General features: G+C 41.5%; 19 protein-coding genes. All 19 read right to left on the reverse strand.

Features of this window, described 5'->3' with window-relative positions; all coding sequences use genetic code 11:
- The coding region (locus PR699_RS15000; RefSeq protein ID WP_272572919.1) for an S-type pyocin domain-containing protein at positions 1 to 1087 on the reverse strand (1087 nt) is incomplete at its 3' end.
- Entirely contained in the window at positions 1084 to 1890 is an 807-nt protein-coding gene (locus PR699_RS15005; RefSeq protein WP_014657055.1) for a DUF4123 domain-containing protein, read from the reverse strand. The genes PR699_RS15000 and PR699_RS15005, both read right to left, overlap by 4 nt.
- Entirely contained in the window at positions 1887 to 4034 is a 2148-nt protein-coding gene (locus tag PR699_RS15010) for a type VI secretion system Vgr family protein (RefSeq protein WP_014657056.1), read from the reverse strand. Before PR699_RS15010 ends, PR699_RS15005 begins: the two co-directional genes overlap by 4 nt.
- 48 nt (positions 4035 to 4082) lie before the next feature.
- The gene (locus tag PR699_RS15015) at positions 4083 to 5819 is read right to left on the reverse strand and encodes a type VI secretion system baseplate subunit TssF (protein WP_004926329.1); all 1737 of its coding nucleotides are present in this window, start codon (positions 5817 to 5819) and stop codon (positions 4083 to 4085) included.
- Positions 5820 to 5838: 19 nt separating this feature from the next.
- Complete coding sequence (locus tag PR699_RS15020; protein WP_004926326.1) at positions 5839 to 6318, reverse strand: Hcp family type VI secretion system effector; 480 nt, start codon at positions 6316 to 6318, stop codon at positions 5839 to 5841.
- A 12-nt stretch (positions 6319 to 6330) separates the two neighbouring features.
- Positions 6331 to 7662, reverse strand: coding sequence for a VasL domain-containing protein (locus PR699_RS15025; RefSeq protein ID WP_014657057.1), 1332 nt, complete (start codon positions 7660 to 7662; stop codon positions 6331 to 6333).
- 40 nt (positions 7663 to 7702) lie between these two features.
- A complete protein-coding gene (tssM, locus tag PR699_RS15030) occupies positions 7703 to 11251 on the reverse strand; it encodes a type VI secretion system membrane subunit TssM (protein WP_004926323.1) in 3549 nt (1182 codons plus the stop codon).
- Entirely contained in the window at positions 11248 to 12711 is a 1464-nt protein-coding gene (gene tssA / locus PR699_RS15035) for a type VI secretion system protein TssA (protein ID WP_014657060.1), read from the reverse strand. The genes tssM and tssA overlap by 4 nt, the downstream gene beginning before the upstream one ends.
- A 5-nt stretch (positions 12712 to 12716) precedes the next feature.
- Entirely contained in the window at positions 12717 to 13361 is a 645-nt protein-coding gene (gene vasI / locus PR699_RS15040) for a type VI secretion system-associated protein VasI (RefSeq protein WP_004926319.1), read from the reverse strand.
- Positions 13358 to 14155, reverse strand: a complete 798-nt coding sequence (locus PR699_RS15045; RefSeq protein WP_004926317.1) for a hypothetical protein — start codon at positions 14153 to 14155, stop codon at positions 13358 to 13360. The genes vasI and PR699_RS15045 overlap by 4 nt, the downstream gene beginning before the upstream one ends.
- Positions 14152 to 16767: a type VI secretion system ATPase TssH gene (tssH, locus tag PR699_RS15050; RefSeq protein ID WP_014657061.1), complete on the reverse strand. Its 2616-nt coding sequence runs from the start codon at positions 16765 to 16767 to the stop codon at positions 14152 to 14154. The genes PR699_RS15045 and tssH overlap by 4 nt, the downstream gene beginning before the upstream one ends.
- Positions 16768 to 16775: 8 nt before the next feature.
- Complete coding sequence (gene icmH, locus PR699_RS15055; RefSeq protein WP_004926314.1) at positions 16776 to 17531, reverse strand: type IVB secretion system protein IcmH/DotU; 756 nt, start codon at positions 17529 to 17531, stop codon at positions 16776 to 16778.
- Entirely contained in the window at positions 17524 to 18882 is a 1359-nt protein-coding gene (tssK, locus tag PR699_RS15060; protein WP_036942310.1) for a type VI secretion system baseplate subunit TssK, read from the reverse strand. The genes icmH and tssK overlap by 8 nt, the downstream gene beginning before the upstream one ends.
- A 1-nt stretch (position 18883) precedes the next feature.
- Positions 18884 to 19438 carry a type VI secretion system lipoprotein TssJ gene (gene tssJ / locus PR699_RS15065; RefSeq protein ID WP_004926310.1) on the reverse strand — a complete coding sequence of 185 codons (555 nt, stop codon included), beginning with the start codon at positions 19436 to 19438 and terminating at the stop codon, positions 18884 to 18886.
- A gap of 1 nt (position 19439) precedes the next feature.
- The gene (tagH, locus tag PR699_RS15070) at positions 19440 to 20711 is read right to left on the reverse strand and encodes a type VI secretion system-associated FHA domain protein TagH (protein ID WP_014657065.1); all 1272 of its coding nucleotides are present in this window, start codon (positions 20709 to 20711) and stop codon (positions 19440 to 19442) included.
- A gap of 5 nt (positions 20712 to 20716) precedes the next feature.
- Complete coding sequence (tssG, locus tag PR699_RS15075) at positions 20717 to 21754, reverse strand: type VI secretion system baseplate subunit TssG (RefSeq protein WP_014657066.1); 1038 nt, start codon at positions 21752 to 21754, stop codon at positions 20717 to 20719.
- Positions 21718 to 23499 (reverse strand): type VI secretion system baseplate subunit TssF, encoded by a 1782-nt coding sequence (gene tssF / locus PR699_RS15080; RefSeq protein WP_004926305.1) that lies wholly within the window; start codon positions 23497 to 23499, stop codon positions 21718 to 21720. Before tssF ends, tssG begins: the two co-directional genes overlap by 37 nt.
- 1 nt (position 23500) lies before the next feature.
- Positions 23501 to 23938 carry a type VI secretion system baseplate subunit TssE gene (gene tssE / locus PR699_RS15085; RefSeq protein WP_004926302.1) on the reverse strand — a complete coding sequence of 146 codons (438 nt, stop codon included), beginning with the start codon at positions 23936 to 23938 and terminating at the stop codon, positions 23501 to 23503.
- 4 nt (positions 23939 to 23942) lie between these two features.
- Positions 23943 to 25421: a type VI secretion system contractile sheath large subunit gene (gene tssC / locus PR699_RS15090; protein WP_014657067.1), complete on the reverse strand. Its 1479-nt coding sequence runs from the start codon at positions 25419 to 25421 to the stop codon at positions 23943 to 23945.
- Between the last annotated feature and the right edge of the window lie 14 nt (positions 25422 to 25435).

Below are 25435 nucleotides of genomic sequence, written 5' to 3' on the forward strand. Positions count from 1 at the left end.
TTTCCGCTTCTGAAGCGAGTTCCATCATCCTTACAGGAACTTGGTCTTGCCCGCTCTCCGTAGAGGTATGATAGCCGACTACTTGGCCATTTTCATCGACACCCATGCGTATTCGTGTAGTCGCGGTTCCCTTAGCGAGCGCCTTTTCTTTTAAATCCTCATAAGTCAGTAAATCACTCGAGTCACTCGATTCTGTACGAGTAAAAACCCCTACATATCCCATACTCACAAGGATACTCAGTGCTGATAGTGAAGGAGCATTCACTTTTATTGTAGGTGATACACGAGATGTTGAGTAATCATCAAAAAACTTATCCGAGGATTGCCAGGTATTTTGACTCTGAGCTGCGCCGCCCGATACCGCCATTTGCTGAAGAAATATCATCGCTAACGGGATGAGTATCAATGGATTGGCTTCAGCCGTCGAAATACCAAATAAAGACGCAATGGTAAATTCTGTAGGTTTAGCTTGTTCGGACGGTATCAGTTTGGGTTGTACCTGATACACCACAGTCGAGCCAAAATAGTTACTGACTTCGACCGCGTCACCCGCATCGGTATTGCCTTCACCGCGCAAGATAGATTTGGCAAACACCGGTTCGGCGATACTCTTAATGGCAATCACACGGCGCTGGTCATACGGAAATAATAGTGGGTAACCAGTATCTAGCTGCTGATAGTGTAGAGAGCGTTTAATTTGCCCTGCCGTCATACGGTGAACCGTCTCAGGTAACACTGAGTTAAACGCCCCTGCACGATTGTTTTCACTGAGTATATAATTTTGCTCACGGCAAAAATCACTCAACATTTTCTCTTTTCCTTGGATAGCTGCTGGAGGTGAAATAGCTGTGAGCGCATCAGCAAGGGATTGAGCTTCTAAAGTTAATGTATAAGGGCGTGCGGTAAGACCTTCGACATGAATAAGTCCTTGTGGATCACTACTACCTTGTAGGATGCGGTCGGTTCCCCGCTCTGACAACATATAAGGTACATTTGCTAACGGCTGCCCTTTATCATCCACCAGTTGTAGCTCAAGCCAGAACCGATAATTTTCACAGATAATACAAGATTCTGTTTTTTGATTCATGACAGCTCCATTGTCAAAGTCAACCATCCCTGCTGTTGGGAATAGTTCAAAAATTGTCCGATGGTACGGGATGTAACATCTCCAGCCAATGAGGGATGAATATGTAACCAATCAACTAAACGTCGGTGAAGTTGACCTTCGGGGGTATCAAGTTTCATGGCATCATTGGGAACATTTTCCCACAGTTCACAAGCCATATTTTCTGCTGTCAACTGGATAAAGGTTTCTGAGTCTTCCCACGCAATTTGTAAATGATGTCCTATCACAAACGGGCGAGCTTGGGTTTCGGGATACGGCAATGACTCATGACGTGCCTGTGATTCGAATAAGTTTGCTCCATTTGGTGTATCGAGCATCACTTCATGTACTGGAGTCATTAAAACATGCCAATCATGAATATTCATTTTGGGTATCAAGACTGTAGCAATACGACTATCCATCAAACGCAGTACCACTAATTCATTATTAAGTAATACCAGTTGTCGGTTTTGCCAATGCTTTAGTTGATATGCCCAACCTAACGAGCTCCGGTATGCCCACCCCCATGATTTATCACTTAATGCTTTGCGGTCAAGAAGTTGCCCTAATGGTGCGTAAGCCTTTACCTTTAACTGTACGAGCCATGGACTTTGTGCGATCAAATGTGCCAGTGACGTGCCATTATACAGTGGAAAAGATTGCTCAACCCAATCATTGGCAAACAATAAATCTGTCGGGTTTGGGGACGATAACGTATTGAGCATCAAATATACGGGGACAGTCGAGGGTTCAGTCAACCAACGTGTCCAATCATTCGATTTCATGCTTTCCCTCCTTTAAGTTTAATTACCCAGCTGCCTGTTGCTTGTGCTTGCATCGCACAGTATGGTTTGATTGGGTAAGGTGGTGACACAAATGGCGCAACACCTTCTGGCAACTGGATATTAACCGCTTGTCCTGTTCCTCCCGCACTGTCACCAATGACAACATTACCCGAGGTAAACACATTACTTGGCGTCACACGTACAAAGCTCCCCCCTACCTTAAGAGTAATTTCTGTGGCGGCATCAATTACCACTTTACCTTGGCTAGTGATATGGGTTTCTTGACCACTTTCACTAACCATTACGGCATTAACTTTCTGGTGATGACTGCCAAGTACTTGTAGGGAGCTATCACCTTCAACAAGAGATTTTTGTGTACCTTTGATATGGGAGTGATCATCCCCCTCAATCTCTGTATAACGATGTTGGTCAACACGCTGTTTCGAATCACGCTGTATATGCCAATGGCTATCGTTTTCAATATGCACATTTAGGTCACGTTGAGCATGAAGATATACTTCCTCTTGCCCACTTTGATCTTCAAAACGTAGTTCGTTAAATCCTTCGCCTTTGTGAGTACAGGTTTTAAAGGTCGTTCGTGTTTTTTCTTTTGGTAAATCTAACGGAGGCTTATTACTCCCGTTATAAGTACACCCCGTAACAATAGGCCTATCAATATCCCCATTCAAGTAGCTAATAAGGACTTGCTGACCTATGTGTGGGATACTCATAAATCCGTACCCATTACCACTCCAACCATGTGAAACAGGTACCCAGCATGAAGCACCGTAGTCAGGTATACCTCGTCTATCCCAATGAAAATAGACTATAACTTCCCCTTTACTGTTGGTGTAAATTTCTTCTCCTGGTGGCCCAACGACTGTAGCCAGCTCATCCCCATCAGCAGTCGGCTTATAGCGGTACGGTGGACGCCATTCTTGGGTACTTGGAATAAAGGTGATGGTATTACTCAATTGCGTACCTTCACCGCCACTGTTGTCAGCGAGGGGCTGTACCCCGTGATGGTGTGCCGTAATCACTTGCCAGCTGTCATTCATACGGCTACTGGGATGATTAGATAAGCTGAATATTCGTCCAGGTGCTAATTCAATACAATTGGTATTAGCAGTGCCTGTTTGGCGGTTATTTTGCGATTGTTCGTAGCGGATTTGATTAAACGACTGACCTTCAGCATCTTCTTGGAAGCGCCCATAACTTTCAAATACTTCGTGTTGTTGATGTACTTCACCCGTTACCTGATGGCTCAATGGGTAAGAAGGACGTAACTGATTGTAATCTTTATCAATACGAATATCACTACATAAGCGTTCTGCATAACGCCATGCGGTGACCGTGCTGTCGGTAATATCGGTTTCTGATTGGGGATTATAAGTTAAATGGATCCCCGCTTTCATACCCAAGTGGCGATCGCTATAGAATAATTGTGGGCCTTCCTCGAACCAGTAGTTAATCCCTTCTTCGGCAGCGAGGCGACACCAAAACTCATACAGGGTTTCACGTTTTTGCGTGATATAAGAGCGCTGCAAATGCTCTTCAGGGTGATAAAATAATTTATCGTGTTTAACATGGGATTCATTCAGCAAGGTTTCTAGTATGTTGGGAACGGTAGTGTCTTGGAAAATACGACTATCTTGCTTAAGCGTCATGATCCACATTTCAGGGCGGATGACAAACTGATACCACGTTTTCACGCCATCGGTATTGCCTTGCTCGGCGCTAGCTAAAATCCCTTGTACACAACGGGTAACAATACCTTCACGCATGATGGTGATGGAGGAAGCCATCCCCAATACATCTTGAAAATCAATCTCTGATTGTGAGCTGACGGCTTGAATGTTCAGCGTAAATAACTCGGATAACCCTTCGTGCAAATCAAATTGGGTGACCTGAAAGGTCTCTACAGGAAGATCACCAATTTGGCAGGTAAATACGAGTCCGGAATACAGCTTACGATTAGCAATTGCATCGTAAATATCTATTTTCTTAGATTGAGAGGGCTGAGATCCGCTGGCGTCAGAAGCCGATTTAAGGCGCTGTGGCTCTGGCCTGTTTAATAGAGATTGCCAATGTTGACCCGCTTTTTCAGCATCAGATACATTTTTTCTCGAGATATTTGAAGACATAGACTTAACCTTGCAAAATGGCGCACTCAATTGTTGCGCCATGGTTTTTTATAACAGTGATTTATATCCTTGTAATGGTGAGGGTGATAAATACCATGTCGGTAAATCAGCATCATTGAAATTCACTGACATTTCCAACAACATATTTTCAGATAAACAAAAAGGGAAAAAATGATATAGGTGAGTGACAAACATAAATGCCTCACCTTCATTTTCAAATTTTTGAATGTCTAATGTCACCACAAGGGATAAGCAGCGATATGGTTTTCCTTTTAAAATGTGATCATATAAATTCGTTTTAAGCGCAATACAACCTGATAATAACCGTTCAAGTTTGCGTGTAACTTGTCTATCGTTTTCACGATATAAAATATATTCCGTCAACATCTGCTTGATAGTATCAAGAGACATCAACATAAAAGCATTAGCACTATAGTGTGATAGTAATTGCCAATAATATTTATCATTCACAATCGGTGGATAACAGTTTGATAACTCGGTGATATTTGCTGTTTTTACTCCTTCTGGCACCTTCTCACTATGGCTGTTTAAGACCCCTATGCGGCTTTCTTGATATTGTTCAAAACTCACATAATTACATGAAAAACGTAAACTAGGAGGCACTACCATCGGTGTACCTTTATTATCATAAAAATTTAAATAATATAGTGTCCTTCCTCGAATATCGTTATCAATAGTGAGTGCATAAAACAACGCTTGTTGATATTGGGGCAGCAGACGTGATGCCGCAGTAAAATCCGTCATCGGATAAAAATCACAATATAAGCCACGAACCTTTTCGTGAGGCTCTAATGACAACTGAATATCTGATAAATGCGCCAAATAGTGATTATCAGGTATAGGTAATAAATACGACGATTGATTATATTTAAAATCTATTTTCAGCTCATTTTGCTTTTCTTTATCAATTGCAGGTACACAGTTTAAATAAAAACTCTCTTCACACTGTGCCTGAGTAATCGAAAGCTGCTTATTGAAATAGATATTGATCACAAACGTATCATCATCTTGCCAATTAAGCTGCTTAGTGATCAACGGTACATTAATATCGATAAAATGATGAACATGTGGTAAATAAAACCCTTCCAGTAGCTGTTGAGGGGCTGATAATTGATTATCTGTTTGCTGGAAAATTTGAAATTTTTTACCTATCTTCGGCTCAAAATAAAAATCAAGGCTGTTCCCACGATAGCTTTTTCCATCATGATTCAGCTCTATATAATCAAAATATTGGCTAAACCCGAGCATCAAAGTATCTGCAATAGCTTTTTGTTTACTCAAAAAGAGGTTTAGCGATGCTGTATCATATTCTTTTATTATGCCTCGGTATTTTACTCGTAATGAGATACAACTCCGATTAGGCTGATGAGTAATTTTTCGCTCAACAATAGAATAAGGTTGTAGGGTCACTCCATAACAAAGACTAAAACTGGCACCTTTAGGACCTAGAATCAAATTATTTTCTGAAAGATAATATGGATAATCAATGACCCCATCTTGGTCAACCTGAATAATTGTTGTTGAAGGTAGCCCCTTAATCGCTTGTGAGCCTAAACGTTGTAGTAAAGGTAAGGTAATTTCAGGAAAAGCGTCATCAATTTTTTCTTGTAGGCGTGCCGAAAGAAAAGCAAACCCTTCAAGTAAATAACCCGTATGAGGATCTTGTGGATCTAATACGTGAGCCAAATGCGGCTTCTCTCTCGCATAATCGTCAGCGAGTTTTTGTAAATATTGCTTTTCTTGTAGATACTTTATTTCACTCATCTTTTAGGCTCAACATCCATTAAATTGTATTTTCTTGCCAACTACAGTAGCCTGAAGTCCCAGCCATAACATGCTGAAATATAATATCTTTATATTTCACAGTTAGTGTTTCCTCTGGTAATTGCTCATTATTATTCGATGAATGAGGATAGTCTGACTCTAAATTAATAATGGACGCTTCTCTCAGAGTAATGGTGTAATACTTTTCTTGAGAGCCTGTTTGTGAAGTCCGATAAAAATTAAATGTCATCTCAAGTGTTTCATTATTGGCAATTGCATTTGCCAACAGTGGAGATGATTTATCTAACAACTTAATTAATGTAACAGGTTGAAAATTAATATTTTGAGTACGACTAAAGCCATTTCCTAATCGTAGGACAAAAATTTCATCTTCATGACCGTTTTGATACTTATTACCGATCGAGTCTAAACTTCCACATCCTTGAGAAATTGCACCTTGTTTGCTGCCTTTTAATGTCAAATAGATCATATTCGCCATGATAATATCCTTTTAATATGAGTTTGGTTTTAAACCGCGTTCTTCTGCCTGTTTTTGCAAATCATAGTAACGTGCTAATAAGCCATTAATTTGTGAATCGATATTACTAATTAATGTTGGTGAGATAGGCTGGTCATTTTCAATTTGTAAAGAGAATTCACGTAGTCTTTCTTCAACAGGTGTACTCTTGTTATGCTGCTTTTGAATATCATAGATAGCAGTTTTCAAATAAGAGAGAGTAAAACTCCCGCGATTGCGCTCTTGCATCACAATTTTGTCTGATAGCTGCTGTAATAATGTCGCTGTTTCTGACCAACTATCGCTAATTGGCGCATTTTCTAACCGAGTTGTTATCAAGTTTTGCCAGTTACGGCTGACATAAGCTTGATCCGCATTGTTAGGCCACCGTTTTTTGGCTACATCCACTAATGAATCAGCGAGCTTTAAGGTAAAAATAGGTGACTGCTTCTCTAATAACCCTAAGTTATCCGCGTAGGTTGTAAGCTCAGGTTTATATAGCCATTGAGCCGCCGCGCCTTCAGGAACAGAAGCCATTGCAATAACTTCTTGCTGGGTCGAGTAATACAACGCATAGCCGATACCAGAAAAGATGACTGCGCTTGATAATAACCCTAAAAAAAACCCTTTTGTCGCACTCATTTTTTCCTGAGTAGGCATAGGTGAAGAAGGCCGTTTTTGAGCCGCTGTTTCAATCACGATTGATTGTGCTGGTGGCTCTTGCTCCGTTTTCGGCTGCTGGATATAAACTAAAGGCGGCAGCTTTACCGTTTGACCTTTATTTTGATTTAATGCATTTTCGCGCTGTTCGAGGTTTTTCGCTGAGTTTTGGAAAAACCACAAAAGGTTTTCTAATTTCGGTACTTTTGTCCACGTTGTTTGGGCAAGCTTATCGATAATGAGCTGTAGCGCACGCTCGGAACGATAGATTAACCGTAGATCACTGGTTTTAAAACTGATTTGCCGCAATGCTGAACCAGCACGGCTATTAAACCAATTCAAAATATCAGCACGATGATGGGGCTGTTCTGGCCACAAATGATCCCATTGTGTCACAACAACACTTGCTAATAGTTCACATCCCTCGGTAAAACCGTTTAAACCATGTAATTGTAAACGCGCGATGGTGTAATAAATTCCACTTTGTAAATCAATGCCATGGGTTTTAAATAGCGTTAAACACAATGACTCAATTAAAGTCCAGCTCACTTCAGGGCGGGCTGGATGGTTAAGTTTATTGAACTCGGTTTTTAGCGCGATAAATTCTGGGGTCTCCAAGGGAGACCCTCCTACTTTAATCACCAAGTTTTCTGATTGCGTACTCATTTATTGTTCTATTCCCTCGTATTAATACTGAAAAATCATATTAATAAAGCGTTTCAGGTAAACGGAATCGGGTAAATAATCCTCCGAAGAACGGGTTGTTAGATTCATCAATTTGCACGCGATAAGTCATATCTCCGCCATCAATTGTGAAGCGAACTTCAAAAGAGTTTGGTTTCACATTCATTAACCTGCCGCTATCGATAAGGCGTAATTGCGCCCAAGGTCCGCTAAAGCTGAGCGAACGAGGGGATTTATCACCAGAAAGAGGCACTAATGTCAGCTTACTTTCAATGTTTGAACGCATTGAGTTTGGCCACACCATATGTACGGTGTTACTGCGCCCATGAGAGTAGTCAATAATCTGCCCATCAAGGTTCAAGATACTGCGACGTTTATTACCTGACAGTGACAACGGTTCTACCGCAAATTGTGTTTCAAGATTACCTTGAGCAGTAAAGAAGGTGTCTCGAATGCGGTTAGCAATCTCAATTTGCTCCAATACATCAGGGCGAATCAGCGATTGGCCTTCCATATTTTCAATCAAGTTATTTTCAACAAATAAACGTAGATTCTGTTGATAGAAACTATCGATGGTGCCATTTGGTTTGAAGAAACGTTCAAATTCGCTTAATGGCACATCTTGTTTAGATTTCGGATTAAATGGATAACGTCCAGCGATGTACGCGTTGTACTGTTTGACAACGTTTTCATTCCACTCGACTTCCATATAACGAATAGCTTCTTTTTGTACCACATTCCATGCTTGGTCCGAGAGGTCTCCTACCCAACGATTTAATGGTTCTGGTAATGTTTTCGCCATTTGTGATAGCTCAAAAATGACATCACGGTTATTATCATTCAAACGCATAGACACCGCTTTTAGTGCAGCTTTACCTGGTACTGGTGAGTTTTGAATACTTAATAAATAACGATGCAATTCATTTAGCTTCTGATTGAGATTTTGTAGGTTTTCACCATTGTTACTCACTAAGATCTCAGTTTCAGGTGAAAACTCTCTATCCAGCCTGCTAAGCAACCTGTATTTCGGCTCTGCCATCAATTTTTGCTGCTCTTGTGAAGACAGCGAACTATCAATGGTAGGTAAAGAAGTGTTATCTCTCAGTACCTGTAATGCACGTCTTAACGGCTGCTCACCACTGATTATCTGTTCTAATGCATTGATTTCATCTTGAATTGTGTCAAATTCACGAATCTCTAAATTACTCATCGCTCCACGCCATTGCGCAGTATAGTCATTCAGATATTGTTCGCTAATTTGACGTTGGATCTCTTTACGGTCACTCTCGCTATACTGTGTATTGCTTGATAAATTTAGCACCCAAGCATCAAGTAATGTCAGATCGACCAATTCATCATTTTGCCTAATAAAGTAGTTAATCAGCCCAGAACGGGTGAGAAACTGAGGGATTTCGAGCTTATCTTCATCGTTCACAGTAAACACTGAGTTAAAACCAGGGCCTATTTGATGACGGAGGTTTAATGGTGATGACAGTGTTTGATTCGCTTTCAGCCTCAGTGTTTGATAAACACGTTGGTATAGCGACAGCGTGCTCAGCTCTTTTTGAGCGTCACTGATTGGTTTGGCAAATGGCCCAAAGACTTTATTGGCAATCGCTGAACCTTGATTACGCTCAGCTTTCCAGTCAGTGTGCTCTAACGCATAATGTAAATGGCCGCGAAGCTGAGCTTGGATATCTCGTTGCCCTGTAAATAGCTGGCTCCAGTAGTTTGCCATATAATCTTCAACCAACCCGTTATTACGCCCACTTTTATCTTCAAGCATGCGCATAACACGTAAGATTTCGAGCTTCTCTTCACTGCCTTTTTCAGCATTATCCAGCTCAATAAGTAACCCTGCCATAATGGCGGGTAAAAAGCGTTCCGTTAACAATTGCAAGTAGACATTTTCAACTTGTGGTCCAACTTTTTGCCCCTGATATAACCCCATTTCAGACAGAATGCCATTTTTATCACGATGGTTTCCGTAAGCTAATGTTGCTTCTCTAAGTGGGTTCAAAACAGGAAGTTGTTTGCTACCGTCAGTATCTTTAGTTGTCGTTGATTCAATCGCTTTAAATGCTTTAACTTCATTAAGCACATTCTCGCCCGCACGATAGTTTTTGTTGTAGTAATGGCTCCAGCCATTCCAAGCCAATATCAAACCAACAATGCTGACAGTTGAAGCAACTAAAAGTCTGGTACGATGTTTTTTCAGCCAATAATGGTTTTCCGCTGCTAAGTTTGGCTCGCTAAACAGCACATCACTGAATAAGTTGTGCGTAAAATAGGGATGTGTATCTGAAATAGGCCAAGTTGTTAGTGGTGCTGTTGGTAAATGGTATTGAACTGACGCCGTTTGGCTAAAGACGTCGTCAATCTGACCAACTTGAGTCGCAGAGGTGAGATAAACCCCTCTTAAACGGATATTTTTCTGTTCATTGTTAGCAACCAATGCAGAGATTAATTTTGCTACACTGCTTTGTAACCCTTCAATTTGGCGAACAAAACTAAATAAGTCGCTTCTTTGGCTTCCTTCTGAACGATTTAACATCATTTCAGGTAAAGCACTGTTCATTTGGCTAACCCATTGGCTCCAAAAGTGATTGAGCTGTTTTTCCCAATTAACATTTTCTTTTGAGCTAAAAGATACCCCTAATACCTGATTACGCTGTTGAGCATCAAGGGATTGGAACATCGCATCAAAACCACGTAACAAGTCCAGTTTAGTCAACACAATATAGAGTGGTAATTGACTATTGAATGTCATACGGACTTCTTCAATACGCATATGTAGATCAGCAATGAGCTGGCTATTTTTTTCCTTCGAATTTGTCAGTAATGACAAAGTATCCACGGTTAAAACAATGCCATTCATTGGTTGTCTTGAACGGTTTTTGCTTAACCAGTGTAAAAGTTCATTCCATAAACGATGATATAGCTGGGGCTTATCCCCCTCACTCACTGGCTGGGTCAATAATTTCCCATCTGGCACAAAAAGGACGGCATTATCCGCGAGTAGACATTGAATATGCAGAGGGAGTTTCTGGTCACTAACAACATTTTCTGTTGGTGCAATATCTAAAGTATTAAGGCTATTTTTTAGTAATGTATGCTTACCACTCTCATCGGCCCCCAATACGAAATACCAAGGACGTAAATATACGGATTGAGTATGTCCGTTGAGGTGACGAACAAATTGCGATTTCCAATAATCGAGATAACGATTTTGAAACTCAATATCGTGACGAACAGGATCAACAACCGCTAATTCCACGTCTAATTTAAGGCTTTCAAGGCGTTTTACACGTTTCCATGTCGCGATCCCAATCCAACTCACAATGATGAGAAGAATAATAATCGTCGCTAACCAACGCGCGCTCAGCTCTTTAAGGGGATAACTGCCCTTGTAGTTAAAATCGGGTCCCCACCACCAAATCCAAATAATCAAAATCGCTGGGAGCAGTGCCAAACACAGCAGTAAGAATGATTTAATTTTGGGCTTATCGCCAAAAAACAGCTTCTTAAGAGAACCCGTTATTTTTGGTATGGATAGAAAAGATAATTTCATTGTTGTGAATTCCTATCAAAAGTCATTTCCTGCTTGTCTTGCACCTTCTGTGCTAAACGATTGAGCAAATCGGGTTCCCAGTCCGATAACAAGTAATGTAATGCTGCGGTATGCAGTTGCTGATACAGGTTCTCAGCCATATGCTGCATCCCCGCTTGTTCAAATAACTGGGCAGATAACAATTGGCTATAAAAACGAGCTCTCGGCTCGTTCGTAGAAGCGATAAAATTTTCGACCATTTTTAACGCTTCACTTAAGCCATGCTGTTCATAGCAATGTAAAATTTCTTGTTGTTCAGCTTGTAAACTGTGAGAACTCGTCGAGGCGTCGTGACTCGTTGATTTTTGAGAAGCTGAAAGCCAAGACTGAACCTCTTCAGGCAAGAAAGGTGTCATGTCAGAAAAACTCAGTTTGGCTAAATCAGGTAATCGGTTTAAAAACTGTTGCAACGCCTGAGCAATCGCAACACCCACCAGCGGATAGCCTAACTTTGTTGCAACTTGAGCAGCTAACATATGGCCTTCCAGCCAATAAGGCGATAACGTTAAGCTTTGTTCAATGTTATTCAACAACGCCATTGATGGTTGCGCCATTTGGTTTTTGTAATCAATCACTCGGTCAGGAGAAACAGGGGCTAATGGCGTTTTTCCATCATTATTTGCCATCGGTAACGCATGAATGGAGTGCCAAATAGCATAGCGCCGTAAGCAATAACCTACCGCATCCGAAGGCGTTTGCTCACATAACGCCTCAGCCACTTTAAGCAATGTCTGTTTCCACTGACGCTCATCCGTTTGGTTCACCTCAACTGTAGGTACTTTTGTTGCTGCCACCGGAGTCTGTGCTTGTTGAGTATTTTCTACTGTTCCCTTTTTATCTGTTGTTGGCTCTTCCGTTGCCACAACGATGACAGGTTCACTTTGTTCAATACGGCTGTAACCACGGCTTAATGTATCGACTTCAGCGGATAAATTTGGGCATTTTTCATGCCAAGATTTAGCCAAAAAGGCAAAGGAGCCAAGAATATTGTCGCGCAAGTTAATATCGGCTTGACGGCAAAAACTGTCTTGTACAGTTTCAAATCGTTTAAGGATTTGCCCTGCAAGCCGTTGTTTAAGCTTTATATTTTGCGGATAGCTATTTTCCCAATAATGACGAACAAACTCCGCCAATAATTCAGCGGCTAAAGCTAGCTCATCAGCCTCTCCTGCATGTTGTAAGGTACGCAATAAGTGCACTAATAAACGGAAGTCTTTCGTTTCATTAGCAAACAGTTGTAATGCCTTGCGCTGGATTTCCTCAATATTTAATTGAGCATGGCTAAGTGAGCCAAACTTAATCATTTCGCCGTCAATGTATTCCCAATCAGGGTTATCATCGGCAATCGGTGCTGCTTGCTGGCTTTCTTCAAGGGGAGCTAATAGCTGCTCTTTCCATTTTAATTGTGTATTAATCGTCATGATGCTTACCAGTGACAGGCCGTTCTTAGCGGTTTGATATCAGTTGAAATACCTGAAATATTGAAAGTTAGCCGGTCATTGTTTGCTAATTTCAACGTCAGTGTTTCACCGTTTAATAAACGTTTAATTTCATCAATGCCGGGAATGCCACGACTCGACTCCAATACATAACCGTTTTCACGAAGAAACCAATCGGCAGTGAATTGCGTTTTGTCTGTCGTTAACATCACACTTCCCGCCTCCTGTTGGCGAGGGAGGGCAACCTGCAATCGAGTAATATTGTCGATACAACTGATCATCATGACAGGGCGAGGCGGCGCAAAACCAATCGCAGGGATAGTCATAATAACTGGGTAATTTCCTGTTTCAGGAAGGGTGACTAAAAACCCCGCGCTATTATCTTCTCGTTGCATTTCATGCTCCATTGCCTGGCGCCATGCTTTACCCATTTGACTCGGGTCAAAAGGTGTCTGTGCAGGTGAGTCGGCCATGATTTGGTCATAGCATGCAAGACGGATCAGTTGAGACGACTCAAGGCGGCACTCTGAAAGCGCCTGAGCCAGTGCTTGCGGATTTGTTTTTTCCGCTGAGGCAGTGGTGACGACGAATAAAGAGGTCATCAACCACAATGTAAGCGGTGAAATATTCATCTCATGCACCCGTATTTTTTCAATTTGTATATTAGGGACCGTTTCGATAAATTCAGACTCGTTGCCATCGTATCTAAATCACCATTAACCTGTTGTTGTCGGTCTTTTAAAATTTGCTCTTCGTAACGTTCAGTTGCCACGGTTAAGTCATCAATCTCTCTAAAATCAGAGAAATGGTGACTCGCAACAGGTGGAGCTGACGTCGTTAACATATTCACAGCTGCCTGTAGTTGCCGTTCACGATCTTGTTGTAGTGAATTAAGGTATTGCAGGTGAGAAATCTTCTGCTGAGTCAAAGATAATTCGAGGAGACTTTTCAACTGATGGTGAAATAACGCACAATAAATAGGGAAAATTCCTTGCTCATAACTCTCCGTATTGAGTGATTTCCCAAACAAAATAATAGCTCCGCAAATTTTATGACGTAAATCTGTTAATGGGAGGCTATACAGCCCTGTACCTATTGGTAATTCAGCCACAAATTGGCGAAACCTATTATCATTGATGTGAATTCCTTGATTCAGGTTCTCCCATAGGACACTTTCACCCCTTGATATCAACTGAATCAAAGGGTGGTCAGCATCGCTGATCTCGACATCCAAATGCCCTTGTTCTACTTCATTTGATTGCTTAATACTCCAACTCTGTAAGCAATTTTCAGGTCGGTTAATTAATGACACAATCAGTGCGCTAAATGGACTGCGTGTAAAGCTAAACGTTAAAAATTGGCTCGCTAACACATCCAAATTAGTGCATTCAAGTAAGGCTAAGGCATTTTTCAGTCGTGATTTCATAGTTCAGCATTCACCGTCGCAACGAACTCATCGTTCTGTGTTGATAATTGAATGTGATTAATGTCTTCATTTTTTGCGCTGTGCTGTAGTAGCAGTAGCGATAACGGTGGTAACAGTGCGCCATCGATGATGGATTCTAATATCCGCGCACCATTCTCCGCACGAGAAGCACGACGTAAGATCTCTGTAGGTACACTGTCATCGACCACAACTTCCGCACCAAAACGCTGTTCAAGTAACGAAGTCAGACGAGCTAACTTGCCACCGACAATTTGCTGAAGGATCTCTTGAGATAATGGTAAATAAGGAACCACTTCCATACGTGCCAGCAGTGCAGGTTTGAAAAATGCGGTTAATTCCGGATAAAGCGCATCTTGCAACTCATCAGGCTTATCTGCATAGGCAGTAATGATTTGGTCGCCTAGATTAGACGTTAGGAAGAAAGCGACATTTTTGCAGTCAATAATTCGCCCTTCCCCATCGGCTAATTCACCTTTATCAAAGGCTTGATAGAATAGATTCAGAACATCAGGATGGGCTTTTTCAACTTCATCCAATAAAACAACAGAATAAGGCTTTTGGCGGATCGCTTCTGTCAGTACGCCGCCTTCACCATAACCAACATAACCTGGAGGTGAACCGATCAGCCGTGAAACTGTATGTTTCTCTTGGAACTCTGACATATTGATTGTCGTTAAATATTGCGTTCCACCAAACATCAGTTGTGCTATTTGAATAACCGTTTCTGTTTTACCGACACCACTTGGCCCCGCCAATAAAAATGCACCTAACGGTCGACCTGGGCGTCGTAAGTCAGCGCGAGCAGTTAACAAATGCTTATGTAAGCACTCAATCGCTAATGATTGCCCTTTGATTGTTTGTTCTAAATAAACGGGTAACTCCGTTACCACTGATAGAGCATCTTGCGATAAACGATTTAAAGGTACCCCCGTCCATTCAGCAATAACGGCAGCAATTTGTTTTTTATCGACATGTGGCGAGACTAATAAATGCTGTTCATGTAGCTCATTCAATTGCTCATTTAATTGTTTAAGCTGCTCTTTTAATACCAAACTGTCGTTAGTTGGAAGCTCTTCACTTTGGTCGCTGTCCAGTAGCTGCGCTCTTAATGCAATAATTTGAGAAACAATCTCTTGCTGGGTTTCCCACGCGGTTTGTAGCTCCTCAACCTGAGCATTGATAGTTTCAGCCTGTTCAGCTAGTGCACTCAGACGCGAACTATGGTCATTAAGCCCCAATTGTTGTTCACGTTGTAGCACATCCGTTTCCATACCAATCTGATGAAGTTCCGTTTTCAGCAACGAGAGCTTTTTCGGCGGTGAAGATAAGTTGATAGCCGCACGAGCCCCCGCCGTATCAAGTACATCAATCGCTTTATCTGGGAGTTGGCGACCTGATAGGTAGCGCTCACTTAACTCAGCACTCGCACGCAATGCTTCATCATCAATAAAGACCTTATGCGCTTTTTCATAAATAGAGCGTAGGCCACGCATGATGATGACTGCTTCTGCCGCCGTTGGCTCTTTAACTTGAACAAGTTGGAAACGGCGCGCAAGGGCAGCATCTTTTTCGAAATACTTTTTGTATTCACTCCATGTTGTCGCCGCGATAGTACGTAATTCACCGCGAGCCAAGGCGGGTTTTAATAGGTTGGAGACATCCAATCCACCTTGTTGGTTACCCGCACCAATTAAGGTATGTGCTTCATCAATAAACAAAATGATAGGATGAGGTGATTGACTCACTTCCTGCATAATGCCTTTGAAGCGTTTTTCAAATTCACCTTTGACCGCAGCACCCGCTTGTAAAGCACCAAGGTCTAAAGTAAGTAATTCACACCCACGTAATTTTTCAGGGATTTCACCTGCAATAATACGCAATGCCAATCCTTCGATTAGGGCGCTTTTACCTACCCCCGGCTCTCCCACAACCACGGGGTTGTTTTTACGACGACGACACAAGATATCGATCATTAAATCAATTTCATGATCACGGCATAAAACAGGGTCTAATTGGTTATCACGCGCTTGCTGAGTCATATTTTGCGTGAACTTCGCCAGTAAAGAGTCCGCAGGACGACTCTCTCCAGATTGTTTTTCTGCTTCAGTCAGTGGTGCTTCAGCCGAACCCGCAGTCCAACTATCAAAATTCAGTCGCAGTTGTTCACGATTTACTTGTGATAATAAGTCAGCAACTGGTTTTGACAGATAACGTAATGGCATCTGCAAAAGGGTTAAAAACAGAGTACCAGAGCGTAATTCACTGTGGTTATATTCTGTCGAGGCTAATAACCAACTGTCTTTCATCCATTCAATCAATAACGGAGAAAAACTCGGATAGCTTTGAGTAATCGCATGATGTGGCGGAATTTGTACTTCTAACAATTCAACAAGTGCGACTAAATCCAGATCCGCTTTATGGCTAATTAAGCGAATATCCGTCAATGGTGTTTCGACCAGTTGTTGCAAAAATTGCGATACCGTAATTTCAGGCTGCTGATGGCTCACACAATAAGCCGCAGCACTTTCTAACGCATGCTTCGCGATAGGGTGAAGACGGTTAACGAGTGTCGAAAGATCAATTTGAATCATAGTGCATCCTAGCCGAGTAAAGTATTAAGCTGTTCCACGATACTGAGTGTTTGATGATTCAGTCGGGATGAATAAATGCTGTAAATAATTGCCGCTAAGATAACGGCGCCAAGAATGACGTAGCGAACACCAAAGCGCCGGCCTAAACGGTAGCGATGGTGTTTATTACCCCCTTCATCAAAAAGGATAACGGGTTTTGCTTCGCCTCTAAGTTGCTGAATCTGTTTCTGTAACCGTCTGAGTAAATGGTTAAATTCATCACTATGCCCTGTTGTCACTTTGTAGCGACCACGATAGCCAAGGCACAAACACAAATAGATAAATTCCAGCAAATCGAGATAGCGTTTAGGCTCACCGAGTAACCGCTCAATTAATACAAAAACCTTTTCACCACCCCAAGATTCATTATGGAAGTGTACTAATAACGACTGTTTAACCCAGCCGTTGTCTTGGTTCCAACCTAATCCCAATGCTGTTTCATCAATAAAGGTGCATAGAACATAGCGAAATGAAACAATAGCCCCAGGTTCATAACCTTGGGTTTGTAGTTGTTGCTCTATTGAGGTGATATCGGTCACCACCTGCTGATATAACTTTTCCGAAAGAGGGGTTTCTGACATCGCTTTCATTCTGAGAACCATCCCAAGCAATGGCGTCGCAGCATCAATCATTGGATTGATGCTATTCCCCCGCAAAGGCAACTGATAATTTTTTTGCAAGTTGCCCTGTTCGGCATAGTCATTAAGGAAAGCTGCATTAGTCATTGTCTATTCCGCCTCTTACCGCCCAAAGTTGAATATCAAGCTCAGGGAAATTGCCAGAAACGTGGAATGCCATATTGGAGTGCTGCTTAATTTCCTGCCAAACATCGCCACTTCTATCTAATTCGAAGTAGTTATAACCAGAGTGATAAGGTAATTGACGTGGTGCCGTTGATAATGGAATCAATTTCACACCTGGGATCTGCACGCTGACCACTTTACGAATATTGCTCACTGAAGAGATCTTCGATTGTTGTGGGAACAGTTGACGTAACTGTTCTTGTGGCATATTCGCTTTGACCGCAATAATAAATTCTGCTTTTTGCAGTAACTGCTTATCATGGATCGTCGCAACACGAATACCGTGCTCTTGCGTATCTAATGGAATTGGAATTGCGCGAGGTGTTAACACCACACTCAGTGCTTCCCTAATATCTTTGATGAGTGGGATATAGCTTTCAGATAAATTGAAATGTTTATATTTAGCCACAGAATCAGGTAAACGAGAGGTATTAGTGAACGTTTGTAATTCACCACACAATTCGAGCAAATCTCTAAACAGTTTTTCCGGATGAATAACCGGCTCTTGCGCATAATGCGAATACAATGGATAGGTACGATTTAATACCTGCAACATCATAAATTCTGCTACATCCGCGACACCTTGTTGCCCTGGGGAGCCAATACGTAACGCAATTTGTTTACCACGCTCATATAAAGCACCATGAATTTCATTCAGGAACTCATTTAGCATTGGTGAGATACGCACATTCAAACATGTCGGAATAAAGTCATTCTCAAGTGTTAAGCTGCCATCAGCACCACGTTCCCTAATTTTACAAATAGGCAAAGTGACATAAGCATCCATCTCTTTGGAGCCTTGCTTCAGAATCGGTCTTAATTTGGCCACATTGATCGTACTGACATCCCCACCTTCCGTATGCAGGTCGCGAACATCTTCCATACTGTCGCTATAACGTGATAACAAGCGGTTACCACTATGTTCAGTCGACACTTCATTGACCGTGCTATTCACTAAGGGAAATGCAAGGTAAACGATATTGTTATCACCATCACTAATATTTTTAATATCAATAGGTTGAGGAAGAATATCTTGATGAGGCATAGAAAAGATCGTGCCGTCAGGCATCACACCTGAAGCTTCCTTGATACCAATACGACCTAAGCTATACAATTCATCACTCAGAATTAACGAACTGAGCCCCCAAAAATGAGAAATATAGCTCTTCAGTATGCTTTCAGTAATATAGTCTTGATGACGCTGTTGCTGCTGAAAATGCTGAGGCTTAATAAATAAACCTTCACGCCAAATCACTCTATTTTTTGTCGACATATTAGTCATCTTCCTCTTGTCTAAATTCGATTTCATTTCCTCTGATATGAGCTAGGAGGAAGTAATGGCGTCCTTTTCCACGTGCCTTAACAATTTTTTTCCATTCCGCGTTATCAGGGTCTGAGTAGTAACCAATGACCCCGATATAACGATTGTCTGGATATAGCTCAATGTCAGGTAGCGGCTTGTATTGCCCAGGTAAAATGGTGTAGTCCTGATGGTCGATATAGTTTTTTTTCAGTACCTTTTCGAGATCCCCATCTTTCTCTTCAATCTGGTCAAAATCGAGCGCAGCAAACAATGAATCTTCATTCATGTAGACAATCTGTAGATTCAGTGGCGTTGCTTCACCATCCTGATTTGGGTTGATGTTGGGCTCAGCCAAGATAGTCAACGATATCGTTGATGGCCTATCTTGTGGCGGCCCGATAGGAATCGAAGGGTCTAATATGACTTGACCTATTTTGGATACAGCTTCCAATGGCTTAGTACATCCACTAAGCGCCATCATTGAAAAGAGTAAAAATAGGTATCCTAGTAAGGTTTTCGCACGCATATTATGCTTCCTCAAGCCCTTTTCTTAAGGCTCTGTCATAGGCATGGGTATAGACTTCATAGAACAACTTTTCAAAACCTTGCTGGCGAGAAGATGACAGCTCTTTATAGTAGTTGGTGTACATTTCCCATGCCCAAGCATCGTTTGTCGAAGAGTTATCTGAAGCACGGCGATAGTGCGCGAAACGATTTAAAAGGTGTTCAGGAGAGAAAGCAGCCAACATCGTTGAAAGTGCCGTCGAAATAGCTTCTTGGTTTGCTCGATAATGCAACTGAATGTTATGCAAACTTTCTGCTACCGCTGAAGGGGCTGATAAATGAACGGGACTACGTTCGTCCGTAAACATCAACTTCATTGTTTCTTCATAACTGCTGTTTAAACGCAATGGGTTATCTTCAATTGGTCTAAGTTGCTTATCTTGCAGGCTTTCTTGCTGTTGCTGTAATGCCAATAAACCTTCGATGGCGGAGCGAATAGTCTTCCCTAGCTCCACTAGAAAATCGTTCGCTTGTTGTGAAGTTTGTAAATTTAAATGAATACCAAGCCCTTGCATTAAAGGGTTTACAGCCACATGCTCAATGTCTGTGATAGTGTCATCAAGTGTTGGTGTGATTTTTGGTAAATCCATAAATTCCTGAACCATGGTATTCCCTTGATTATCTGAAAATGGGGAGGTGACTGAGTGCGTTAAGTGTGCTTCATTCATTAATAATGGGTCTGAAGCTTGCTTATTTTTCTGAGAAATTAAGCTAAGACTCTCATTTTCTAAGGCTTGAAGCGGATCATACGTTAGGGACCCTTGAACGGTCGGAGCAAGCTCATACTCCTCTTGCTCATAAGATTGAGTCGGTGTGGTATTAAATAGAGAATCTAATGGATTACTATCGCTAGAAACCAGTGATTGAGGGGTGACAGCCATTAAGTCTTCTGCTGGTTGTCCAGTAAGATTCACATTAACAGACAATTTAAGCTGACCAATTTTGATCTGGTCACCATGAGCAAGCCGTACCGCATCAAGATGAAGAGGTACAATCGCATTATTGACATAAACTGATTCTGTATTGGTCTTAATGCAAAAGTGCTTATCCTTCCAAAGAATAGTGCATTGCACTGGTGCCACGGAATTTTGGTTATCTTGAATCTGCCACTGGCACTGTGCGCTACTGCCTATTTGCCCGCCATCTTGTGAAAATGTCATACTCGAAACATAACCGCTTTCGAGTAATTCACTATTAATCAGGCGAAATGAAATTGTCGGTAAATACTTATCCATGCGATTTATTCCAGTACAGTAATGGTGACATTAGGTTGTTTCTCAGGTTTACCTAAAAAGCTTTGCCACCCTAATTGATTGTGTTGTTTCTGGCCTAAACGGATCCCTTCAGCTTGTTTTTCAGCAATATTGAGCCGTAAGTCCCATGCCAACTGCTCATGGAAGATGTAAGAGACAAAAGCGACAAGAGGTAAAAAATTAGCTCCATTAGGCAGAAAGGACATATAACGCTCGAGTGATAATTCACTGATTTCGACGGTACATTTGCCATTACAATCATAGATATGCCCGCCCAAACTAAAGTTATCGCCCAATAACATACGGGGCTGCGATTTCTTCCCAGCCTGATGAGAAATCACACCTAACCGATTTTGTTGATTTTCAGGAATAGGTACTTTACGAGTTTCCCAACCGATAACTTCAACGTGTTCGAGATCGAAACAGTGGGCAATTAAACTACTGATAACATCGGGAGAACGGCTTGGACTCGCTAAAAGCCCAGCGTAGGCCAACATCTTACTGTGATTGATATGAACTCTTTCTCTGTTGACTTCATTCCCTAAGCCAACCAACGAAAACATATAGCGAGAAAATGAATCAACTCCCTCATTTTCAAAGCAAATGTAGTAACGGTATTTACGCCAAATACGATGTAAAAGCGTGACTAAACGGTGATTAAAAAGGTTCAAATAATCTGTCACGCTAGGTTGTTGTTGGGCATCTTCCCAAGCAAAATCATCCAGATAATAGCTCGGTAACGGAGACTGACTACCGTGTAACCCCAAGAAGGAGACTTCAAGCTCAAACTTCCCGTTTTGATTCTTTTTGACCGAGATGACATCTCTCGTAGGAAAAGCAATATTTGCACAGGACTTAAAACGAATTATTTCATCCGTTGTTTCCTGCGTGGTTGTGCTTTTACCTTGTAACTTATTAAGTAGTTCAACAAGTTGATAAAAACTATATTCAGTAACAGAATTGCCAGCTTCATCTAGCCAGCGCGCTATCACTTCAGTATTTGCTGATTGATTTGTGCTGGCCACCGGTAGGTTTCCTTATTATCAATATTGATTACTTCCAGCTCATGAAACATATTCACGCTGGTATACAAAGCAAAAAATTGAGCAATAACTGTACAAAACAAGTACAAGCTACCCTCACTTAAAAAAGCACTTTGACGAACCGTTAATGTCGTTTTTAATCCTCTTACTGGTAACCCACGATAAAGATGCTCAATATGCTCTGTGTTTAAGCTAATGAGAGAATCTAAGCACTGCTGAGATTGCCTTGCTGTTTGACGATTAAAAACAGACGGTAAATCATAGAGTTGAAGAATCTGCTTCAACGAGGTTAGATTCAAAAGTGATTGATAATTTAACGAAAGATTCGTTAATTCAGACCAATACAATGTTTGACCCAACAATGGGTATAATGGCGCTGTTGGCTTAAACAAGTTTGTGGCAGATAAAGCACCTTCCGGCCGATAGGCTTTATCAAGTGAAATCGAATGGGTTGAAAGCCTTGAAGCAACATTCCTATTTGTGCAATTTAATGATACAGAAACGGTTTCTTCACAGTTTTGTAGTTTCGTTTCATTGTCACGCACAAAGGAGAGCGTATGCCGATAGCCTACCGCCTCTCTCATCTGATTGATTTTTAGCCTGTAATAGCCATGATTTTTATCTTTCAGGTTATGGCTTTGGTGATGAAAGCTTTCAAATGCGGTGTAATTGACGGCATAAGGAGAGGCATTTTGTGGATACCTTAACCCTTGTACTTGGTTAATCGAAAAAATGTCATAACAAAGTGGTGTTCGATAACTGGCGCTCAAGATGTAGTCATCATTTTTACCTGTAAGGTCAATAGCTTCACTGTCAATAGTGAACAAATTGGCAATAGGTACACAATTCAGTTTGATGCTGTCATCTCGGATCACCACCGCGTCAGGGATCTCCGTTTCAAACACAATCTCTAATGTGAAGGAATCTGTATTCAGTGCTAAAGGTAGGTCTTCAAGGCCTTTAATATCCATAAACATAAAGGCTTCAGGAAAACAGAAGTACTCTTGCAAGATACGATACCCATCGTAGCTATTTTTTGGGTACGGCAATAAAGCATCTTCTTTTTTGAAACCCACTGGCAATGCTGCAAAATTATCTAAAGGCAACCGATGATGTTCGGTGACAAGCGTCACTTGCTTAATGCGATGGCTCAACAAATAAAATAATTGATGTGTCGTATAGGTTGCACCATTCAAATGGATACGCAACTTATCTAAGCCAATTTCTGCTAATACGCGGGGTTTATCGAGTTTGAAGTCAATCTCAATGGACTTGGTTCGTTGGCGTACATGTGAAATTTTTGCAGGTAATAACCAAAGGTCTCTGCATTGGCTAAATCGGCATTGGTGCAGGCTATCTGCATTTGGGGTTTCGCCTTGAACATACAAGGGCTTAGCTACAAAAGGTTGGCCCGCGGCTATTTTGCTTGCATAGCTGAGTGTCTGAGCATCTGTTTGATACTCAACAATAGTCATGCTGGGAAAAGGACGAGCATAAGCAGGCCACAGCATATTGACTAGGCTGCTCGTTAATTCAGAGAATTGCCTATCAAGCTGTTCACGAAGATTTCCTGAAAGATAGGCTAACCCATCCATCAAGCGTGCACCATCAGGATCCTGAATCTTATTGGATAATAAATCAACAAGATGAGGCTTTTCTATCGCTATATGACTGGCAAGCTCTTTTAAGTACTCTTGTTCATTCGCAAAATACGGGTTTGAAGACATATTAGAATTGTTTCAACTGATATCGCCGGTTGTTATCGAGCTGCATATTAAATTCAATGAGCTGCCGCTGGCTGTCGAGATCGATAAAAGCGGTGATGCTGAACTGGAGCAACAAGGCATCTGCATCATTTTCGATAAATGTCACTCGGACATTACTGATCCGAGGTTCGAAGTCTTGAATGCAGGTTGTAATAGAATGTTCTAGGCTCCGCCTAAAATCTGTTGCTGCTTGTGTTGCATCATTTAAATCAGGTACTCCTAGGCTAGCCGAACTTTGACAAGCATCTGGTCGACTGTTTAGGATTTGATTTAAATTGTTCTTAATTGATCTCACTAAGGCATCCATTCGAGCATGATGGGAAGAGCCGGAGCTCTTCCCTTGGATGCGTTCAAATAAGCTGGCAGTCTCTGAAGAATCCCAGTTATAGTTAGCAGCCATTGCCTTACTCTTTGTCTAGGCGACCAACAAGTGACAATTCAAAGTTAGCACCCATGTATTTGAAATGAGGGCGGACTTGAATCGCAACTTGATACCAACCTGGATCCCCTTCGACATCGAGAACTTGGATCTGTGCTGAACGTAATGGACGTTTGCTACGTACATCAGCCGGTGGGTTTTCCTGATCAGCAATGTATTGCTTCAACCAAATGTTCAGTTCACGTTCCAAATCTTGACGTTCTTTCCATGAACCGATTTGTTCACGCTGTAGCACTTTAATGTAGTGTGCTAAGCGGTTGATAATGAACATGTAAGGAAGCTGAGTTCCCAATTTATAATTGGTTTCGGCAATTTTACCTTCATGAGTATTTGGGAAAGTTTTAGGTTTCTGAACTGAGTTCGCAGAGAAAAACGCGGCATTGTCGCTGCCTTTACGCATCGTCAATGTAATAAAGCCTTCTTCTGCCAATTCAAATTCACGGCGATCAGTAACTAAAACCTCAGTTGGAATTTTAGCTTGTAATTCGCCCATTGCTTCAAACACGTGTACAGGAAGATCGCTAACTGTACCACCACTTTGTGGGCCAATAATATTTGGGCACCAACGGTACTTAGCAAAACTGTCATTGATACAGCTTGCTAATAAAAATGCCGTATTTCCCCAAAGGTAATGGTCATGATCCTGCTTAACATTTTCAGTATAGTTAAACAACTTAACCGGGTTTTCTGTTGGTGAATATGGCAGACGCAGCAAGAAGCGAGGTGCTGTTAAACCAAGATAACGGGAATCTTCTGCTTCACGCAATGAACGCCACTTAGTATGTGCAGGGCCTTCAAAGACAGACTTAATATCTTTGATCGCAGGTAATTCCGCATAGCTGTTAATACCAAAGAAATTAGGTGAAACGGAAGAAAGGAATGGTGCATGCGCCATAGCGCCTACAGCACTCACATACTGCATTAATTTCAAATCAGGCGTGGTGTTATTGAAAGCATAGTTACCGACTACAGCGGCTACTGGCTCACCACCAAACTGGCCATAACCGGATGAGTAAACGTGCTGATAGAAGCCTGATTGTACGATTTCAGGAGAGAATTCAAAATCTTCCAATAACTCTTCTTTCGTTGCATGAAGAATATTAATTTTGATGTTTTCTCTAAAATCGGTGCGGTCAACTAACAGTTTCAGTGAACGCCATGAAGACTCAAGCTCTTGGAACTTTGGTGCATGAAGAATTTGGTCAACTTGTGTACTCAGCTTGTTATCTAACTCAACAAGCATTTTATCAATCAATAGCTTATTGATTTGCTCTTCTTCATTTTGGCTAGCAAAAAGATTGCTAATAAATGCAGCAACACCTTGTTTGGCAATACCATAAGCTTCTGACTCAGGAGACATACGAGATTGAGCCATAATCTCATCTAACAATGAAACATTGGATGAGGAAACTTGTTGTTCCTGCGTTTCGCTATTTAATGACATGAAATAATCCTCTA

The sequence above is a fragment of the Providencia sp. PROV268 genome, from assembly GCF_028477805.1.
Lineage (GTDB): Bacteria > Pseudomonadota > Gammaproteobacteria > Enterobacterales > Enterobacteriaceae > Providencia > Providencia stuartii.

What these genes read in the sequence shown, in the direction of transcription:
- tssK (WP_036942310.1), bottom strand. Translation starts at nt 18,882, where the DNA reads ATGTCGACAAAAAATAGAGTGATTTGGCGTGAAGGTTTATTTATTAAG.
- PR699_RS15015 (WP_004926329.1), bottom strand. Translation starts at nt 5,819, where the DNA reads ATGAGTGAAATAAAGTATCTACAAGAAAAGCAATATTTACAAAAACTC.
- PR699_RS15010 (WP_014657056.1), bottom strand. Translation starts at nt 4,034, where the DNA reads ATGTCTTCAAATATCTCGAGAAAAAATGTATCTGATGCTGAAAAAGCG.
- tssH (WP_014657061.1), bottom strand. Translation starts at nt 16,767, where the DNA reads ATGATTCAAATTGATCTTTCGACACTCGTTAACCGTCTTCACCCTATC.
- vasI (WP_004926319.1), bottom strand. Translation starts at nt 13,361, where the DNA reads ATGAATATTTCACCGCTTACATTGTGGTTGATGACCTCTTTATTCGTC.
- PR699_RS15025 (WP_014657057.1), bottom strand. Translation starts at nt 7,662, where the DNA reads ATGAGTACGCAATCAGAAAACTTGGTGATTAAAGTAGGAGGGTCTCCC.
- tssC (WP_014657067.1), bottom strand. Translation starts at nt 25,421, where the DNA reads ATGTCATTAAATAGCGAAACGCAGGAACAACAAGTTTCCTCATCCAAT.
- icmH (WP_004926314.1), bottom strand. Translation starts at nt 17,531, where the DNA reads ATGACTAATGCAGCTTTCCTTAATGACTATGCCGAACAGGGCAACTTG.
- tssM (WP_004926323.1), bottom strand. Translation starts at nt 11,251, where the DNA reads ATGAAATTATCTTTTCTATCCATACCAAAAATAACGGGTTCTCTTAAG.
- tssF (WP_004926305.1), bottom strand. Translation starts at nt 23,499, where the DNA reads ATGTCTTCAAACCCGTATTTTGCGAATGAACAAGAGTACTTAAAAGAG.
- PR699_RS15020 (WP_004926326.1), bottom strand. Translation starts at nt 6,318, where the DNA reads ATGGCGAATATGATCTATTTGACATTAAAAGGCAGCAAACAAGGTGCA.
- tssA (WP_014657060.1), bottom strand. Translation starts at nt 12,711, where the DNA reads ATGACGATTAATACACAATTAAAATGGAAAGAGCAGCTATTAGCTCCC.
- PR699_RS15045 (WP_004926317.1), bottom strand. Translation starts at nt 14,155, where the DNA reads ATGAAATCACGACTGAAAAATGCCTTAGCCTTACTTGAATGCACTAAT.
- tagH (WP_014657065.1), bottom strand. Translation starts at nt 20,711, where the DNA reads ATGGATAAGTATTTACCGACAATTTCATTTCGCCTGATTAATAGTGAA.
- tssJ (WP_004926310.1), bottom strand. Translation starts at nt 19,438, where the DNA reads ATGCGTGCGAAAACCTTACTAGGATACCTATTTTTACTCTTTTCAATG.
- tssE (WP_004926302.1), bottom strand. Translation starts at nt 23,938, where the DNA reads ATGGCTGCTAACTATAACTGGGATTCTTCAGAGACTGCCAGCTTATTT.
- PR699_RS15005 (WP_014657055.1), bottom strand. Translation starts at nt 1,890, where the DNA reads ATGAAATCGAATGATTGGACACGTTGGTTGACTGAACCCTCGACTGTC.